This is a genomic window from Flavobacterium sp. (assembly GCF_036741995.1).
GTDB lineage: Bacteria > Bacteroidota > Bacteroidia > Flavobacteriales > Flavobacteriaceae > Flavobacterium.
In genome coordinates this window covers 15485-31031 of record NZ_DAINRG010000029.1, presented here as the reverse complement: position 1 = coordinate 31031, position 15547 = coordinate 15485, and the positions used below count along the sequence as shown (strand labels likewise).

Annotated in this window: 17 protein-coding genes; 13 read left to right on the top strand and 4 right to left on the bottom strand. The window is 38.9% G+C overall.

Going from position 1 to position 15547, the window contains the following annotated elements; all coding sequences use genetic code 11:
- The coding region (locus V7D82_RS09525) for a BON domain-containing protein (RefSeq protein WP_333600746.1) at positions 1-604 on the bottom strand (604 nt) is incomplete at its 3' end.
- A 271-nt stretch (positions 605-875) separates the two neighbouring features.
- Here V7D82_RS09525 and V7D82_RS09520 point away from each other — a divergent pair.
- Genes V7D82_RS09520 through V7D82_RS09480 form a run of 9 tightly spaced genes read left to right on the top strand, consistent with a single transcriptional unit; the run spans position 876 to position 7989 of the window.
- The gene (locus V7D82_RS09520) at positions 876-1352 is read left to right on the top strand and encodes a c-type cytochrome (RefSeq protein ID WP_333600745.1); all 477 of its coding nucleotides are present in this window, start codon (positions 876-878) and stop codon (positions 1350-1352) included.
- A 54-nt stretch (positions 1353-1406) separates the two neighbouring features.
- Positions 1407-3392, top strand: a complete 1986-nt coding sequence (nosZ, locus tag V7D82_RS09515; protein ID WP_333600744.1) for a Sec-dependent nitrous-oxide reductase — start codon at positions 1407-1409, stop codon at positions 3390-3392.
- A gap of 53 nt (positions 3393-3445) precedes the next feature.
- Positions 3446-4030 (top strand): hypothetical protein, encoded by a 585-nt coding sequence (locus V7D82_RS09510; RefSeq protein WP_333600743.1) that lies wholly within the window; start codon positions 3446-3448, stop codon positions 4028-4030.
- 7 nt (positions 4031-4037) lie between these two features.
- Positions 4038-4466, top strand: a complete 429-nt coding sequence (locus tag V7D82_RS09505) for a nitrous oxide reductase accessory protein NosL (RefSeq protein ID WP_333600742.1) — start codon at positions 4038-4040, stop codon at positions 4464-4466.
- On the top strand, positions 4467-5702 hold the full coding sequence (locus V7D82_RS09500) for a nitrous oxide reductase family maturation protein NosD (protein ID WP_333600741.1): 1236 nt from the start codon (positions 4467-4469) through the stop codon (positions 5700-5702).
- Positions 5699-6421, top strand: a complete 723-nt coding sequence (locus tag V7D82_RS09495) for an ABC transporter ATP-binding protein (RefSeq protein WP_333600740.1) — start codon at positions 5699-5701, stop codon at positions 6419-6421. Before V7D82_RS09500 ends, V7D82_RS09495 begins: the two co-directional genes overlap by 4 nt.
- Entirely contained in the window at positions 6405-7172 is a 768-nt protein-coding gene (locus V7D82_RS09490; RefSeq protein WP_333600739.1) for an ABC transporter permease subunit, read from the top strand. The genes V7D82_RS09495 and V7D82_RS09490 overlap by 17 nt, the downstream gene beginning before the upstream one ends.
- A 2-nt stretch (positions 7173-7174) precedes the next feature.
- Complete coding sequence (locus V7D82_RS09485) at positions 7175-7546, top strand: group III truncated hemoglobin (RefSeq protein ID WP_333600738.1); 372 nt, start codon at positions 7175-7177, stop codon at positions 7544-7546.
- The gene (locus V7D82_RS09480) at positions 7546-7989 is read left to right on the top strand and encodes a copper resistance protein CopD (protein WP_333600737.1); all 444 of its coding nucleotides are present in this window, start codon (positions 7546-7548) and stop codon (positions 7987-7989) included. Before V7D82_RS09485 ends, V7D82_RS09480 begins: the two co-directional genes overlap by 1 nt.
- Here the strand turns inward: V7D82_RS09480 and nadB are convergent.
- Both nadB and nadA read right to left on the bottom strand, forming a co-directional pair.
- Positions 7966-9516, bottom strand: a complete 1551-nt coding sequence (nadB, locus tag V7D82_RS09475) for an L-aspartate oxidase (protein ID WP_333600736.1) — start codon at positions 9514-9516, stop codon at positions 7966-7968. The genes V7D82_RS09480 and nadB overlap by 24 nt on opposite strands.
- On the bottom strand, positions 9516-10445 hold the full coding sequence (gene nadA / locus V7D82_RS09470) for a quinolinate synthase NadA (protein WP_333600735.1): 930 nt from the start codon (positions 10443-10445) through the stop codon (positions 9516-9518). Before nadA ends, nadB begins: the two co-directional genes overlap by 1 nt.
- 160 nt (positions 10446-10605) lie before the next feature.
- On the opposite strand from nadA, the gene ric reads away from it, so the two are divergent.
- The 4 genes from ric to V7D82_RS09450 are packed head-to-tail and all read left to right on the top strand — an operon-like array spanning position 10606 to position 14303.
- Positions 10606-11358 carry an iron-sulfur cluster repair di-iron protein gene (gene ric / locus V7D82_RS09465; protein ID WP_333600734.1) on the top strand — a complete coding sequence of 251 codons (753 nt, stop codon included), beginning with the start codon at positions 10606-10608 and terminating at the stop codon, positions 11356-11358.
- 11 nt (positions 11359-11369) lie between these two features.
- Entirely contained in the window at positions 11370-13487 is a 2118-nt protein-coding gene (locus tag V7D82_RS09460; protein ID WP_333600733.1) for a ribonucleoside triphosphate reductase, read from the top strand.
- Positions 13468-13632 carry an anaerobic ribonucleoside-triphosphate reductase gene (nrdD, locus tag V7D82_RS09455; RefSeq protein ID WP_333600732.1) on the top strand — a complete coding sequence of 55 codons (165 nt, stop codon included), beginning with the start codon at positions 13468-13470 and terminating at the stop codon, positions 13630-13632. The genes V7D82_RS09460 and nrdD overlap by 20 nt, the downstream gene beginning before the upstream one ends.
- Positions 13633-13634: 2 nt before the next feature.
- Positions 13635-14303, top strand: coding sequence for an anaerobic ribonucleoside-triphosphate reductase activating protein (locus V7D82_RS09450; RefSeq protein WP_333600731.1), 669 nt, complete (start codon positions 13635-13637; stop codon positions 14301-14303).
- On the opposite strand, the gene V7D82_RS09445 is transcribed toward V7D82_RS09450, so the two are convergent.
- On the bottom strand, positions 14296-15534 hold the full coding sequence (locus V7D82_RS09445; RefSeq protein ID WP_333600730.1) for a pyridoxal phosphate-dependent decarboxylase family protein: 1239 nt from the start codon (positions 15532-15534) through the stop codon (positions 14296-14298). The genes V7D82_RS09450 and V7D82_RS09445 overlap by 8 nt on opposite strands.
- Between the last annotated feature and the right edge of the window lie 13 nt (positions 15535-15547).

Here is a 15547-nt window from a genome sequence, read left to right as displayed (position 1 = left end):
CGCTGCGCACAATTTTTTCAATGAGATTTTTTTGGAATGTGGATGGTACATTTCCGGCCACGATTACTTTTCGCCCGTTAACGTCCACACTGATATCAGAGATAATGGATTTTTCTTTGTAAATGGCAGCCAAAATATCTTTTTCGCTAATGATAGGTTCAGAAACCGTGCCGACTGCAATGTTATTTTGAATCGAAACGATGCCTTCTAAATAAGTGATACAATCAGTTGCCAGCATTTTTTGGTACTTCCATTTTAACGTTCCTTCAAGAGTAACATGGCCGTTTTTTATGGAAATCTCAATGTTTTTATAGGAGTTGCCAAAATTTTTCTCAAATTTTTCTACTATGGCTTTTGTGATAATCTCGTCATTGAATTGATCCGGATTGATTAACTGTACCTCAATACGATCGATTACACTTTTAATTCCGGTAATTTCACTCACAATCTTGCAGGCCAAGGCTTTTTTGAAAAATTTATTGACTTTACCACTAACAATAACCTCGTGGCTGTAGAGCTCTACAGCAATTTCGGCATCCTTTAGAAGCGGATCTTTCTTGAGTTGATTAGCTACTTTTAATGGTAGACTTTCGTTGGTTTTCATTTGTAAAATTAAGTACAGCCCATTTATTGGAACAAAATTCACTATATGTTGCAACATGAAAAATGATATATATCATAATTAGTCTTTCGCTCTGACTTTTTAATTATTGTTGTATTCTATAATAATTAGGATAGGAAGTTTAGGAAGTTATTCCGGATAAGATGCTCGTCATTAATTATTTTACTGAAATTTTCAAAGTTATGATTTCAGTCATATTTTAACATTTGTTTAATATTGAACTTTGTTGAAGAAATTTTAAAACAGAATTATCATGTACAAAGTATCATTATTTATTGCTATGGGATTGTTGGTTATATCTTGTGGCAAAAAAGAACAATCAGGCGACGATTTTTCAAAACCTACAACAACTGAAGCAACCACTACAGCCGATCCGGCTTCTTATGACCCTAACAGAGGAGAAGGGAAATATGATAAGGTTGATTTAGGAGCTACTCTTGACCAAGCCATGGCTACTGAAGGCGAAAAAGTAGCTGGTGTAAAATGTACTTCCTGCCACAAACCTACGGATGAAAAATTAGTCGGACCGGGTTGGCATGGCGTTACATCACGTCACAAACCGGAATGGATTTTGAATTTCATCACCAATCCAGACCCAATGATTAACAAAGATCCAAAAGTACAGGCACAATTAGAAATTTGCTTAGTTCGTATGCCAAACCAAGGATTAAACGATACAGAAGCCCGAAATATTTTGGAGTATATGAGAAAAATCGACGGCGTTAAGTAAACACAAAAGCAGTCTTGTTCAAACAAAAGATTGTTAACCTAATCCAATACTAAAATGAAAAATACAGTTGTAAAAGCAATAGTTGCTATTGCGATGGGGAGTGCTTTGTTCACTTCTTGTAAACCCAAAAACTCTGGCGATGCCGTGAGTGGTGATGCGGCTCAAAAGGCTTATGTAGCACCGGGAAAATATGATGAATTCTATAACTTCGTTTCAGGCGGTTTTAGTGGCCAAATGAGCGTGTATGGCTTGCCAAGCGGAAGATTGTTTAGAGTAATCCCCGTATTCTCTGTAGATCCTGAAAAAGGCTATGGATATAATGAAGAAACCAAACCCATGTTAAACACGTCACACGGATTTGTACCTTGGGATGATTTGCATCATACCGAAATGTCGCAAACCAATGGAGAAGTAGACGGACGTTGGGTATTTGGTAATGCCAATAATACACCGCGTATTGCCCGTATCGATTTAAAAACATTCACGACTAAAGAAATTATCGAGTTACCTAACAGTGCCGGAAATCACTCTTCACCTTTCATTACCGAAAACACAGAGTATGTAGTAGCCGGAACCCGTTTCAGTGTACCAGCTGATAATTCTAATGGTGATGTGCCTATTAATACCTACAAACAAAACTTTAAAGGTCATTTAAGTTTCGTAAAAGTGGGCAAAGAAGGACAGATGGATATTGCTTTCCAAATTCAATGTCCGGGAGTGAACTTTGACTTGTCCCACGCCGGTAAAGGAAAATCACATGGCTGGTTCTTCTTTTCTTGCTACAATACAGAACAAGCTAATACACTGCTGGAAGTTAATGCTTCACAAAAAGACAAAGACTTTATCATGGCAGTAAACTGGAAAAAAGCAGAAGAATATATCAAAGCCGGAAAAGGCAAACTGACACCAACCCGATATGCGCACAATGTTTACAACGAAAGTACTCATACGGCAACGTCAGAAATTAAAACCCAAGTACTGATTTTAGATTCTAAAGAATTAAAAGACATCTGTTACATGATTCCTTGTCCGAAATCACCTCACGGTTGTGATGTTGATCCAACAGGAGAATACATTGTAGGCTCAGGGAAACTGGCTGCCTTAATTCCGGTATTTAGTTTTGATAAATTAATGAACGCTATCAAAACCAAACAATTCGAAGGAGAATATGACGGAATTCCTGTAGTGAAATACGAAGCAGCACTTCACGGAGAAGTTCAAAAACCGGGCTTAGGACCATTACATACTGAGTTTGACGGAAAAGGAAATGCTTACACTACTTTCTTTGTGTCTTCTGAAGTGGTAAAATGGGATATTAAATCACTTAAAGTGTTAGACAGAGTTCCGACTTACTATTCTGTGGGTCACTTATGTATCCCTGGTGGTGACAGTAAAAAACCATTTGGAAAATACTTAATCGCTTATAATAAAATTACCAAAGACCGTTATTTGCCAACAGGTCCTGAGTTAGCACAATCGGCACAAATCTTTGATATCAGTGGCGATAAAATGCAGTTAATATTGGATTTCCCAACGATTGGAGAACCGCATTATGCGCAAGCAGCACCGGCAGATCTGATTCGAAATAACGGACAGCTCAAATTCTATAAATTGGAGGATAACAAACATCCGTTTGTAACCAAAGGAGAAAAAGAAACTAAAGTAGTTCGCAACGGAAAACGTATTGATGTGTACATGACTTGTATCCGTTCTCACTTTGCACCGGATAATATTGAAGGCATAAAAATGGGTGACGAAGTGTACTTCCATATTACTAACTTAGAGCAAGACTGGGATGTTCCTCACGGATTTGCTATCAAAGGTTCCAGTAATGCGGAGTTGCTAATCATGCCGGGTGAAACCGCTACACTCAAATGGAATCCGGATAAAGTTGGTATTTTCCCATTCTATTGTACCGATTTCTGTAGTGCATTGCACCAAGAAATGCAAGGCTATATAAGAGTGTCTCCAACCGGTAGTAATGTTCCGATAAGTTTTAGTTTGGGAACTAATTTACCCGCTCCAACAACCCAAAAATAAAAAACATTTCATCAAAGGAGCAATTTTAAATTGCTCCTTTTTACTTTTCAATTATGAAAACTCAAAAAATTTCCATCCTGTCAAAAGCCTTACTTTTGATAGTAGCAGCACTCTTTGCCGGTTCACTTTTTGTGCCGATGTGGCGAATAGAATTGCAAGCACCACAATACCCGGAAGGATTAGTGTTGCAGTTATTTGCCAACAAAATAGGAGGTGATGTCGATATCATTAACGGATTGAATCATTACATAGGCATGTCAACCCTGCATACCGAAAACTTCCCCGAGTTCAAAATATTGCCTGTTGTTTTCGGTCTATTTGCCTTGGTTTCTTTGCTTTTGGTTTTTGTGAATAAACGTAAAGGCGTAAAAATCTTTTTGATTACCTATATGGTTTTCATTCTTTTAGCGGCTGTTGATTTTTATCGATGGAACTATCAATACGGACATAATTTAGATCCCAATGCTGCTATCAAAGTTCCGGGCATGGCGTATCAACCACCGTTACTGGGATATAAACAACTACTGAACTTTGGAGCCTATTCCATTCCGGATACGGGAGGATGGTTGATGACCGGAGCTGCGGTGTTGCTTTTGGTTATTGTGGTCAAAGAATATAACTTGCTAAAGAAAAAATAATTGTCTCATGAAAAAGTCAGCCTTACTTCTTTTAGTTTCAATAGTACTAGCTTCCTGTGTTTCGGGAGAGCCAAAACCGTTGCAATTAAATTCGGATGCTTGCGATTTTTGTAAAATGACAATCGCCAACGGACAATACGGAGCCGAACTCGTTACACAAAAAGGCCGATATTACAAATTTGATGATGTGGCCTGTATGATTCATTTTGCTACTTCAAATACTGTGGTCCCTTATAAAGCTTTTTTTGTTTGTGATTACTTAATGGATAATGCACTAATTCCTGCTGAAAAATGCTATTTCTTAAAAGGAGGTAGCATCAATAGTCCGATGCATGGGAATGCTATTGCCTTTACTTCCAAAAAAGAAGCACAGGATTATCAGGCAAAATACAACGCAGTATTGTTATCCTGGAAAGAACTTTACAGCAGCTACTAAATGAAAAATGTCAGCTATATAGCTTATTTCTTTTTTATGCTTCCAACACTAATGGCCAATACCATTCACGTTGGAACTCAATATCCTGTGAAAAGTATTCGGCAGGCTATTACACTATCTAAAGATGGTGACACCCTTATGGTTCACAAAGGATTGTATAGAGAAGGAAACATCGTCATCAACAAAAAGATTGTTTTTTTAGGAAAAGGATATCCCATCTTAGACGCTCAAAAAAAAGGAGAAGTCTTATCTGTAAAGGCTGATAGTGTAGTAGTTCAGGGTTTTAGAATTATCAACTCAGGCTTTGCGGCATTGGATGATCCTTGCGGTATAAAGGTGTACAATCGAACCTTTGCCCGAATCTATAACAATCGCCTTGACAATAATTTCTTTGGCATTTATCTTCAAAACTGTACCAATAGTATCGTAAAAGGAAACACCATCGTTTCGCACGGAACCCAGGAGCAGCTTATCGGCAACGGCATTCATTGTTGGAAAAGTGATAACCTGCAAATTATTGGCAACACGGTTTCCGGACATCGCGACGGGATTTATTTTGAATTCGTAACCAATTCGGTCATTTGGCGTAATATTTCTACCGAAAACATTCGCTATGGCTTGCATTTTATGTTTTCCAATGACGATTCCTATATCACTAATTTGTTTAAAAACAATGGCGCAGGAGTAGCTGTGATGTTTTCCAAAAGTGTGAAAATGTTCAACAATACTTTTGAAGAAAACTGGGGCGATTCCGCTTATGGTTTATTGCTCAAGGAAATTGCCGACGGTTATATTTTTAATAATAAATTTATCAAAAATACTACCGGAATTTATATGGAAGGCACTTCCCGCATTAAAGTCGAAAAAAACGATTTTGTATCCAATGGCTGGGGCATGAAAATTCAGGCCAGTTGCATGGAAAACGAAATCGTAAACAACAATTACCTTAAAAACACGTTTGATATCAGTACCAACGGCAGCTTGGTATTAAACACTTTTAACAGCAATTATTGGGACAAATACGAAGGCTATGATTTGGATAAAAACGGAGTAGGCGATGTGCCTTACCATCCGTTGAGTTTATTTGCGGTGCTGACCGAAAAAAATGCTTCGACCATGTTGCTTTACCGAAGCTTTATGATTACCCTTTTGGACAAATCCGAAAAAGTATTGCCCAGCATAACACCCGATAATTTTGTTGATAAAACGCCCCTAATGAAGTCGCTACCGCTATGATTGAAATAAAAAATATTTATAAAAAATTTGGCAAACTCGAAGTGCTTTCGGATGTGAGCCTGTCCTGTAAAAAAGGCGAATGTATTGCATTGATTGGCCCCAACGGCTGTGGAAAAACCACCTTAATAAAGTCAATACTCGGTATGGTTTTGCCCGATAAAGGTTCGATAGAGTTCAACGGAAAAACCGTACTGAAAGAGTATTTGTACCGCGAAAACATTGGCTATATGCCACAAATTGGCCGTTATCCGGATAATATGACTATTGGTCAGATTATCGAGATGATCAAAAAAATCAGAAATACAACCAACGAATTGGATGAAGACTTGTTAAAAGCATTTGAGTTGGAAAAAATGTTCGACAAAAAAATGAGAACGCTCTCAGGTGGAACTACCCAAAAGGTCAGCGCGGTGTTGGCCTTTTTGTTCAATCCCGATGTTTTGATTCTGGATGAACCCACCGCAGGTTTAGATCCGTTGGCTTCGGAAATCCTGAAAGAGAAAATCATCAAAGAAAAAGACAAAGGCAAGCTCATTTTTATCACCTCTCACTTGTTAAGCGAACTGGATGATTTGATTACCGAGATTATTTTTATGCAAGACGGAAAGGTCTATTTCCATAAAAAAGTGGAGCTGCTGAAATCAGAAACCAAAGAAGATAAAATATCCAAAGCGATTGCTCAAATATTAAAGAAAAATAAAGATGAACAGAATCATTAAAATCATTTTGCTCGACATCCTGAAGAACAAAATAGTGTTGGGATACACCCTTATTCTGGCTGTATTATCGTGGAGTTCTTTTGCGCTCGAAGACAATTCCGCCAAAGGAATACTGACTGTGTTGAACGTGATTTTGTTCACAGTTCCCTTAGTTTCTATATTGTTCTCGACGATTTATTTATACAACAGTTCGGAGTTTATTGAGCTGTTGTTGAGCCAGCCCATTAAGCGAAGAAAGATTTGGTTGAGTTTGTTTTTCGGACTTTCGTTGGCCATGGTACTGGCCTTTTTTGTTGGTGCCGGCATTCCGTTATTAATTAATTCACCCGATGGTGTAGGATTGATGATGCTTATTGTAGGATGCTTAATCTCGGTTGTATTCGTGGCTTTGGCTTTTCTGAGTTCGATAATGACTCGCGATAAAGCCAAAGGAATCGGAATTGCCATTATGACTTGGCTGTACTTTGCTTTGCTTTTTGATGGTATGGTATTGTTTTTATTATTCCAGTTTTCCGATTATCCTATTGAGAATGCCATGGTAGGTGTTACCGCTTTGAGCCCGATAGATTTGGCCCGAATTCAGATTTTATTGCATCTTGATGTTTCTGCCATGATGGGCTATACCGGAGCTATTTTTAAAGACTTTTTCGGTACCACAATCGGTTTGATTGTTTCCTTCTTATTGCTTTGCCTGTGGGTAATCATTCCATTTTTCATTTCGCTTAAAAAATTCAACAGTAAAGATTTATAAAGATGAAAACTGATATCAGAAACAGAAAGGATATTGAAAAATTAGTCAATACCTTTTACAATAAAGTAAAAACAGATGCTGTCATAGGGTATTTGTTTACCGAGGTAGCCCGCGTAAATTGGGAAGAACATTTGCCAAAAATGTATGATTTTTGGGAGAACATTCTGTTTTGTACGGCTAATTACAACGGCAATCCCATGATGAAACACAAAGAATTGCATCAAAAAAGCACTATGACCGCGGAGCATTTTGCTCATTGGACCACTTTGTTTACTGCTACAGTAGACAAACTTTTTGAAGGTCCAAAAGCCGAAGAAATTAAAAACAGAGCGATGAACATAGCTTCGTTAATGATGTATAAAACGTTGAACTAATGTACCATCAGCTTCTTTTGATAACACATTTATTGGCTGCAACGATATGGGTTGGGGGACATTTGTTTCTTTCGCTGCGGTTTTTGCCTGAAGCTCTAAAGAAAAAGGATGTCACTATCATTCAAAACTTCAAAGACAAGTTTGAACCCATTGGTATGCCGGCATTGATTGTTTTAGCAACAACCGGAATATTGATGGCGTATGATTATGATATCACCATTACCAAATGGTTTTCCTTTACGGATGCTATTGAAAAAGTTGTTTCCCTTAAATTGATTTTGTTTCTACTAACAGTAGGATTGGCGGTTAATGCGCAGTTGTTTTTATTTCCGAAACTCACTTCCAAAAGTCTTCCCAAAGCGGCTGTTCAAATTATTCTGGTAACACTTATCGGAGTAACCATGTTGGTGCTGGGAAGCTTAGTCAGAATCGGAGGATTGTAAAATAAGTGATTCCTTTACAAAGCCACCGCGGTTTTCTTTTCTCTGAATCGACTGTTCTACTATGAGGATACCAACGGTTATCATGTTTTTTAATTCATAAAAATCTTTAGAGATTCGGTGTTGCTTTTCCATGCCTGACACTTGGTTTTGCCAAATTTTAAGCTGCATCTGCGCCCTAAACAAATCATTCGTATTCCGAACTATCCCGGCATTTTTTTGCATCAGCAACTGCAATTCAGATTTCATTTTCACAATAAATTCGGCGTTGATGACTTTTCCGGTATTGGATTTCCATGTTGGTATGATATTGTTACCAATGGTGTTTTCTACCGTTTTATGGGCAATGAAATCGTAAATGTTACTAGCATAAACCAAAGCTTCTAACAGCGAATTGGAAGCCAAGCGATTCGCTCCGTGAAGACCGGTTTGGGAACATTCCCCACAGGCAAATAAGTTGGTTACAGAAGTTTGCCCATACTTGTCGACCGAAATCCCGCCACACAAATAATGTTGCGCCGGTATCACCGGAATCCAATCTTTTTCAATATCGATATTCAAAAGTTTACAATTCTCATAAATCATAGGGAAGTGCTCTTGGAATGCTTGGCTATTCAAATGAGTACAATCCAAATAAACACAAACGTCCCCCGACTTTTTTAATTCTTTTTCAATGCTTTGCGACACTATATCCCTGGAAGCCAAATCACCTCTTTTATCATAGGCCAACATAAATTGCTCACCGTCTTTGGTTCTCAGGCAAGCGCCAAAACCGCGAACAGCCTCTGAAATTAAAAAAGTAGCACTTAAATTGGGGTTGTATAAAGCGGTGGGATGAAACTGAATAAATTCCATTTCTTTGATGCTGGCATCCGCTCTATTGGCCATGGCAATTCCATCTCCGGTAGCTATAGCCGGATTGGTTGTATGCCCGTAAAGCTGCCCGATGCCGCCTGTTGCCAGTAAGGTGAAATGGGATTGAACGGTTAGGATAGCATTGGTTTGCTCCTCAAGAATGTAAGCTCCTAGACATTCATTATTACTGATGATTAATTCCAAGGCAAAATGAAAATCATAAAGAGTGATGTTGGCTTTTTTATGAATCTGTGCCAAGATGGCTCTTTCAATTTCATAACCGGTTTGGTCCTTATGATGCACCACTCGGCTGTTCGAATGGCCGCCTTCTTTACCTAAATCTAAAACGCCCTCTTCGTTGCAATCAAAATGAGCTCCCCAATTGATTAGTTCCTGTAATCGTTTGGGACCTTCCGTAACCACCATTTCCACAACAGTTTTGTCACACAAACCATCGCCGCAAATCAGCGTATCCTCAATGTGCTTTTTAAAACTATCCTCGCCACCATTTTGGACGACAGCAATACCACCTTGTGCATATTTGGTATTGGATTCTTCGGCATTGGATTTGGTAACTATAGTAACGGATCTTTCCGGATATTTATTCGCTATTTTCAGAGCAAAAGTTAGTCCGGCTATTCCGGAGCCTATAATTAAGTAATTGGTATGTATCATTAGTGGGATAATTCAAGCATGCGTTCAATAGGAAGTAATGCTTTAGTTCTGATTTTTTTGGAGACTATAATTTCGGGAGTTTCGTTTAGCAAACAGTCATATACTTTCTGCAACGTATTCATTTTCATAAAACCACATTCGCTGCAGGCACAGGTATTGTTTTCCTGAGCCGGTGCCGGAATCAATAGTTTGTCGGGAACTTCTTGTTGCATTTTATAAAGGATGCCGGCTTCAGTAGCCACGATGAATTCTTCGGCCGGATTGGTCTTTACAAAGGCAATCATACCGGAGGTTGAGCCAATATAAGCAGCGGTTTCCAGGATATGCGCTTCCGATTCAGGATGTGCAATGATTTTGGCATTCGGATGTTTTTTATGGAGCGCAATCAATTTGTCTAGGGAAAAAGCTTCGTGTACTACGCAGGAACCATCCCATAACACCATTTTTCTTCCGGTTTCCTGTTCAATGTAGCGCCCCAAATTTTTATCGGGAGCAAAAATAATCGGAATGTTTTTGGGAACCGAAGACACTATTTTAACCGCATTGGAAGAAGTACAAACCAAATGACTCATGGCTTTAATCTCAGCCGAGCAGTTGACATAAGTAATAACAATATGATCCGGATGAGCGTCTATGAATTTTTTGAAAATTTCGGGCGGACAGGATTCGGCCAATGAACAACCTGTCGCTAAATCCGGAAGAATTACTTTTTTATTCGGGTTCAAAATTTTGGCTGTTTCGGCCATGAAGTGTACGCCGGCAAACAAGATAATATCCGCATTAGCTTTGACGGCTTCTTGCGACAGGCCTAAACTATCTCCCACATAGTCGGCTATTTCCTGTATGTCGGGCTCCTGATAATAATGCGCCAAGATGATGGCGTTTTTGGCTTTTTTCAATTTTAGTATGGCTTCTTTTACTTTTTTCATTTCCATTTTTTTAATGATAAACACTTGAAAATCAAAACCGGAAAACGACTTTGATTGCTATGCAAAATAACTGCTGAAAAACAAGCTTTTATATGATTTAAGTCATAATCGCGAATAGGAATTAGGTAGTAATATTGGAGTAAATTAAAACACAAATAAAATGGAAACAATAGACAAAAAAACCATAGGGGATTATGTAGCAGACGATTTCAGAACAGCGGCCGTATTTTCTAAATACGGGATTGACTTTTGCTGCAAAGGCAACCGAACTCTAGCCGAAGCCTGCGAAAAAAAACAAATTACTTCTGCCGCTTTAGAAGCAGAAATCAATGCGGTTAAACTCACTAAAAATGATAACGGAATTGATTTTAAATCCTGGCCTCTGGATTTATTAATTGACTATATCGAAAAAACACACCATCGCTATGTGGAGGAAAAATCTTCGGTGCTTTATATGTTTTTAGATAAGCTTTGTAAAGTACACGGAGGTCGTCATCCGGAGCTGTTTGAAATCAATAGACTATTCATAGCCGGAGCCGGAGAATTAGCCAAGCATATGAAAAAGGAAGAATTAATTTTATTTCCGTTTATCAAAAAGATGGTTACTGCCCAAAAAACCAATCAGGCTATTTCACTTCCACATTTCGGAACGGTAGATAATCCTATTGCCATGATGCAGGACGAACATACTATAGAAGGAGAACGATTTGCCAAAATTGCCGAATTAACCAATAATTACGCGCCACCGGCCGATGCTTGTGAAACGTATAAAGTAACTTTTGCCATGCTCAAAGAGTTTGAAGAAGATTTGCACAAACACATCCATCTGGAAAACAATATCTTGTTTCCGGGAGCTAAGGCATTGGAAAAACAATTTACCATACTAGATAAATTAGCCCAGACTTCACTTTAAACTTTGGCAACATGGAAAAATATGTAATCAAAAGAAACGGTGATTATAAACCTTTTGCCCGGTATAAGATAAAAGATGCTATACTCAAAAGCTTTAACAGCGTAGCCATTCCGTTTGATGAAACTGTTTTTGAAAAAGTGATTGAGGCGACCAATACCAAAGAAACCTGGGCGGTAGAAGAAATTCAGGATAGTATTGAGAAAATACTTTTTGAGAAAGAGTACTTTACCGTCATGCGTTCCTTTATGCTGTACCGCCACACAAGAAAGTTGCAGCGCGAGCACATTCAGGGATTGAATGACGACACCACCTATGTTGACAGCACGCAAACCATTGAAGAATACATCTCGCAAACCGATTGGCGCATCAATGCCAATGCCAATACTTCGTATTCCAATGCCGGTTTGGTGAATAATGTAGCCGGAAAGATTATTGCCAATTATTGGCTGGATAAAGTCTACTCCAAAGAAGAAGGTTATGCGCACCGCAACGGTGATCTGCACATTCACGACTTGGATTGCCTGACGGGCTATTGTGCGGGCTGGAGCTTAAGAGTGTTGCTCAACGATGGTTTCAATGGTGTAAGAGGCAGGATAGAAAGTAAAGCGCCGTCGCATTTCCGGGAAGCCTTGGGACAAATGGCTAATTTTCTTGGGATTTTGCAAAGCGAATGGGCAGGAGCACAGGCATTCAGTTCGTTTGATACTTATTTGGCTCCTTATGTTTTCAAAGACAATCTGTCTTTTGATGAGGTGCTCAAAGCGGTTCGCAGTTTTGTGTATAACCTGAATGTTCCGGCGCGTTGGGGGCAATCGCCATTTACCAACATCACTTTAGATTGGGTCGTTCCGGCCGATTTGAAAGAGCAGGTTCCGACCAAAAATGACCAGCATCTTTTCGATAAACTAACCGATGAAAGTATGGTGGAACGAGCCAAAGCAAGAGGTGTAACTTCTTTACCGGATATGCGTTACGAACATTTTCAAACCGAAATGAATCTGATTAATAAAGCTTATTATACGGTGATGACCGAAGGAGATGCCAACGGACAACCCTTTACGTTTCCGATTCCGACGGTGAATATTACCGAAGATTTTGATTGGGAAGGAGAAAATACCGAATTGCTCTTTGAAAATACTGCCAAGATAGGGTCTTCGTATTTTCAGAATTTTATTGGTAGCCAATACACTTTGAATGAGGAAGGGCATAGAGTGGAAAATCCGAATGCTTACAAACCAAATGCGGTTCGGAGTATGTGCTGTCGTTTGCAACTCGATTTAAGGGAATTGCTGAAACGCGGTAACGGGTTGTTTGGCAGTGCCGAAATGACTGGAAGTATTGGAGTCGTGACCATTAATATGGCAAGGTTAGGCTATTTGTATGAAAATGACAAAGAAGGTTTGTTCCAACAATTGGATAAACTCATGCTGTTGGCGAAATCAACTTTAGAGAAGAAACGGCAATTTATTCAGGAAATGTATGACCGTGGTTTGTATCCTTATACCAAACGCTATTTGCCGCATTTTAGAAACCATTTTTCCACCATAGGCGTAAACGGCATGAACGAAATGGTGCGCAATTTTACTGACGACAAAGAAGATATTGCCACAACTTTTGGTCATGATTTATGTCTGGAGATTTTGGATTATATCCGAAACCGAATGAAAGAATTTCAGGAAGAAACCGGTAACCTCTACAATTTGGAAGCCACACCGGCTGAAGGCACTACCTATCGTTTTGCCAAAGAAGACAAGAAGCGTTACCCCAATATTCTTCAGGCCGGAATGGATGAAAACATTTACTATACCAACAGTTCCCAGATTCCGGTTGATTATACGCAGGATCCGTTTGAAGCTTTATGGATGCAGGACGAATTGCAATGCCAATATACCGGAGGAACAGTTTTGCATTTGTATATGAATGAACGAATCAGTTCTGCCGAAGCCTGTAAAAACTTTGTCAAAACGGTATTGACAAAATTCAAATTACCTTACATCACCGTAACCCCGGTATTTAGTGTTTGCCCTATTCATGGCTATTTGAACGGCGAACACGAGTACTGCCCGAAATGTGATGAAGCTATACTGGAAAACCAAAACAACACAAATTATGAAAACAAAGACCATTGAGATTTTAGAACAAAACCAACCGTTAAGAACCAAGTGTTTAGTGTACACCCGGGTGATGGGCTACCATCGGCCTGTAGAAAGTTTTAACATTGGTAAAAAAGGAGAACATAAGCAACGGATGCATTTTCAGGAATGTAAAAAGTAAGCATGTCCATTTACAGTATCACACCGTTTACGTTGTTGGATTTTCCCAATAAATCGGCTTGCATTTTTTGGTATGCCGGTTGCAACATGCGATGCTTGTATTGTTATAATCCGGAAATTGTTTTAGGAAAAGGAGTCGTGACTTTTCCTGAAGCAATTTCTTTTTTGGAATCCCGGAAAGGACTGTTGGATGCCGTAGTTTTCAGTGGTGGCGAATGTTTGATTCACAAAAATAGCATCGAGCAGATTAGAGCCGTGAAAACGATGGGGTTTTTGGTTAAAATTGACACTAATGGAAGCCAACCCAAGGTGCTCAAAACCTTAGCCGAAGCTAACCTAATTGATTATGTAGCGATTGATTTTAAAGCCCCAAAAGAAAAGGTAAAGGCGATAACCCAAAAGAATTTCCATGCCGAATTTATCGCATCCTTAAAAGTACTAATCGATTGTAAAATCCCGTTTGAAGTAAGAACCACTTATCATTCGGATTTGCTAGACGAAACTGATATTAAAGCAATGATAGCTGTTTTGGAAACCCATAACTATCAGGGAAATTTTTATATTCAACATTTTAGAAATAACACCGAAACCCTCCAAAAATTAGAGTATTCCACAAAGAACCTTACTTCAGCAACGTTAGCTACAAAAGCAATAAAAGTGGTCTTTAGATAAGAATCAGCTTCTTCAAATCCTCGATTAAATGATGTAAGCTATCTACTTCCACATGTTCCATTAAAACAATTTTATACCACTGGTTATCAGCATTGTGTTTTTGGGGCACTAAATCATATTTGTGTGCTATCTCTGTTGGAATATAAGCTGCTTTTATCGTGACGATATTCATATAAGGTTCTCTGAAATAGGCAATGCCTAAAGCATCCAATTGTTTGCAAATCCAATCCGTCCGCAATTGAAGAATTTTTACTTTTTCAAACCATCCGTTTTCGCCATAAGTGGTCAAAATCATCCAGGCAGCGATGGCATTGGCTCCCGATCTGCTGCCGCATAAAGTCAAATCCATTCCTTCCACATACTCGGCTTCTTTGGTTAGTACATTTTCGATTAAATTTTTCCGACATAAAAATATCCCGGTACCATAAGGTGCCTGCAGCATTTTATGGGCATCAATCGTAATGGAAGAAACCTTCTTATTGGCAAAATCTAAGGTACTGTCAGGAGCAATAAAAGGGTAAACAAAACCGCCATAAGCCGCATCTATATGAAGCTTATATGGTACATTGTATTTTTCCAACAGTTGGGTGTAAGTATCAGGATTGTCAACTGAGCCAAACATGGTGGTGCCCATATTGGCTACTACAATAAAATACTTCTTCCCATCGGCTATGGCTTTACAAAGCAATGTTTCCAGTTCATTATCCAGAATGCGACGCGTTTCAAAATCAACTTCAACCTTCATCAAATCAAGTGATAACAGATTTGCTCCTTTGGCAATAGAATAGTGAGTATCTTCCGAAGCCACTATCATGATTTCAGCTAATTTTGCCTGCTGTGTATTTTGAAAAAAGTTTCTGTAAATCCACAAAGCCTGAATATTGGCTTCGGTACCGCCGGTGGCAATATAACCGTCGTATTGTTTTTTAGCCGATTTGAAAATATCCACGGCTACTATGTCCAGTACTTCCCGTTCCATTTCCTGAGTGCCTTTAAAAGCAGTTTCAGAAGTTCCGGTTGTGTGACACCCAATATGATTGGGATTGGCCACATAAGTCATTAATACCGGAGCATCTTTCAAAAAAGGAGCATCATCATAAAAAACCTTACCGTCCAATTTGGAGGCAGGATATCCCAATGAGATGTCATGCATAAAATTTACATTCTCATGCAATGCTTGTTGCACTCTTTCTATTCGTTGATTTGATGTTAACTTTTTCCAGTCTTTCATTTTTTCAAAATTT

Excerpts from the sequence above, each read along its gene's own strand:
- nrdD (WP_333600732.1), top strand. The coding sequence starts at position 13,468 with ATGAAAACAAAGACCATTGAGATTTTAGAACAAAACCAACCGTTAAGA.
- V7D82_RS09450 (WP_333600731.1), top strand. The coding sequence starts at position 13,635 with ATGTCCATTTACAGTATCACACCGTTTACGTTGTTGGATTTTCCCAAT.
- ric (WP_333600734.1), top strand. The coding sequence starts at position 10,606 with ATGGAAACAATAGACAAAAAAACCATAGGGGATTATGTAGCAGACGAT.
- V7D82_RS09460 (WP_333600733.1), top strand. The coding sequence starts at position 11,370 with ATGGAAAAATATGTAATCAAAAGAAACGGTGATTATAAACCTTTTGCC.
- nosZ (WP_333600744.1), top strand. The coding sequence starts at position 1,407 with ATGAAAAATACAGTTGTAAAAGCAATAGTTGCTATTGCGATGGGGAGT.
- V7D82_RS09495 (WP_333600740.1), top strand. The coding sequence starts at position 5,699 with ATGATTGAAATAAAAAATATTTATAAAAAATTTGGCAAACTCGAAGTG.
- nadA (WP_333600735.1), bottom strand. The coding sequence starts at position 10,445 with ATGAAAAAAGTAAAAGAAGCCATACTAAAATTGAAAAAAGCCAAAAAC.
- V7D82_RS09480 (WP_333600737.1), top strand. The coding sequence starts at position 7,546 with ATGTACCATCAGCTTCTTTTGATAACACATTTATTGGCTGCAACGATA.
- nadB (WP_333600736.1), bottom strand. The coding sequence starts at position 9,516 with ATGATACATACCAATTACTTAATTATAGGCTCCGGAATAGCCGGACTA.
- V7D82_RS09445 (WP_333600730.1), bottom strand. The coding sequence starts at position 15,534 with ATGAAAGACTGGAAAAAGTTAACATCAAATCAACGAATAGAAAGAGTG.
- V7D82_RS09490 (WP_333600739.1), top strand. The coding sequence starts at position 6,405 with ATGAACAGAATCATTAAAATCATTTTGCTCGACATCCTGAAGAACAAA.
- V7D82_RS09505 (WP_333600742.1), top strand. The coding sequence starts at position 4,038 with ATGAAAAAGTCAGCCTTACTTCTTTTAGTTTCAATAGTACTAGCTTCC.
- V7D82_RS09510 (WP_333600743.1), top strand. The coding sequence starts at position 3,446 with ATGAAAACTCAAAAAATTTCCATCCTGTCAAAAGCCTTACTTTTGATA.
- V7D82_RS09485 (WP_333600738.1), top strand. The coding sequence starts at position 7,175 with ATGAAAACTGATATCAGAAACAGAAAGGATATTGAAAAATTAGTCAAT.
- V7D82_RS09500 (WP_333600741.1), top strand. The coding sequence starts at position 4,467 with ATGAAAAATGTCAGCTATATAGCTTATTTCTTTTTTATGCTTCCAACA.
- V7D82_RS09520 (WP_333600745.1), top strand. The coding sequence starts at position 876 with ATGTACAAAGTATCATTATTTATTGCTATGGGATTGTTGGTTATATCT.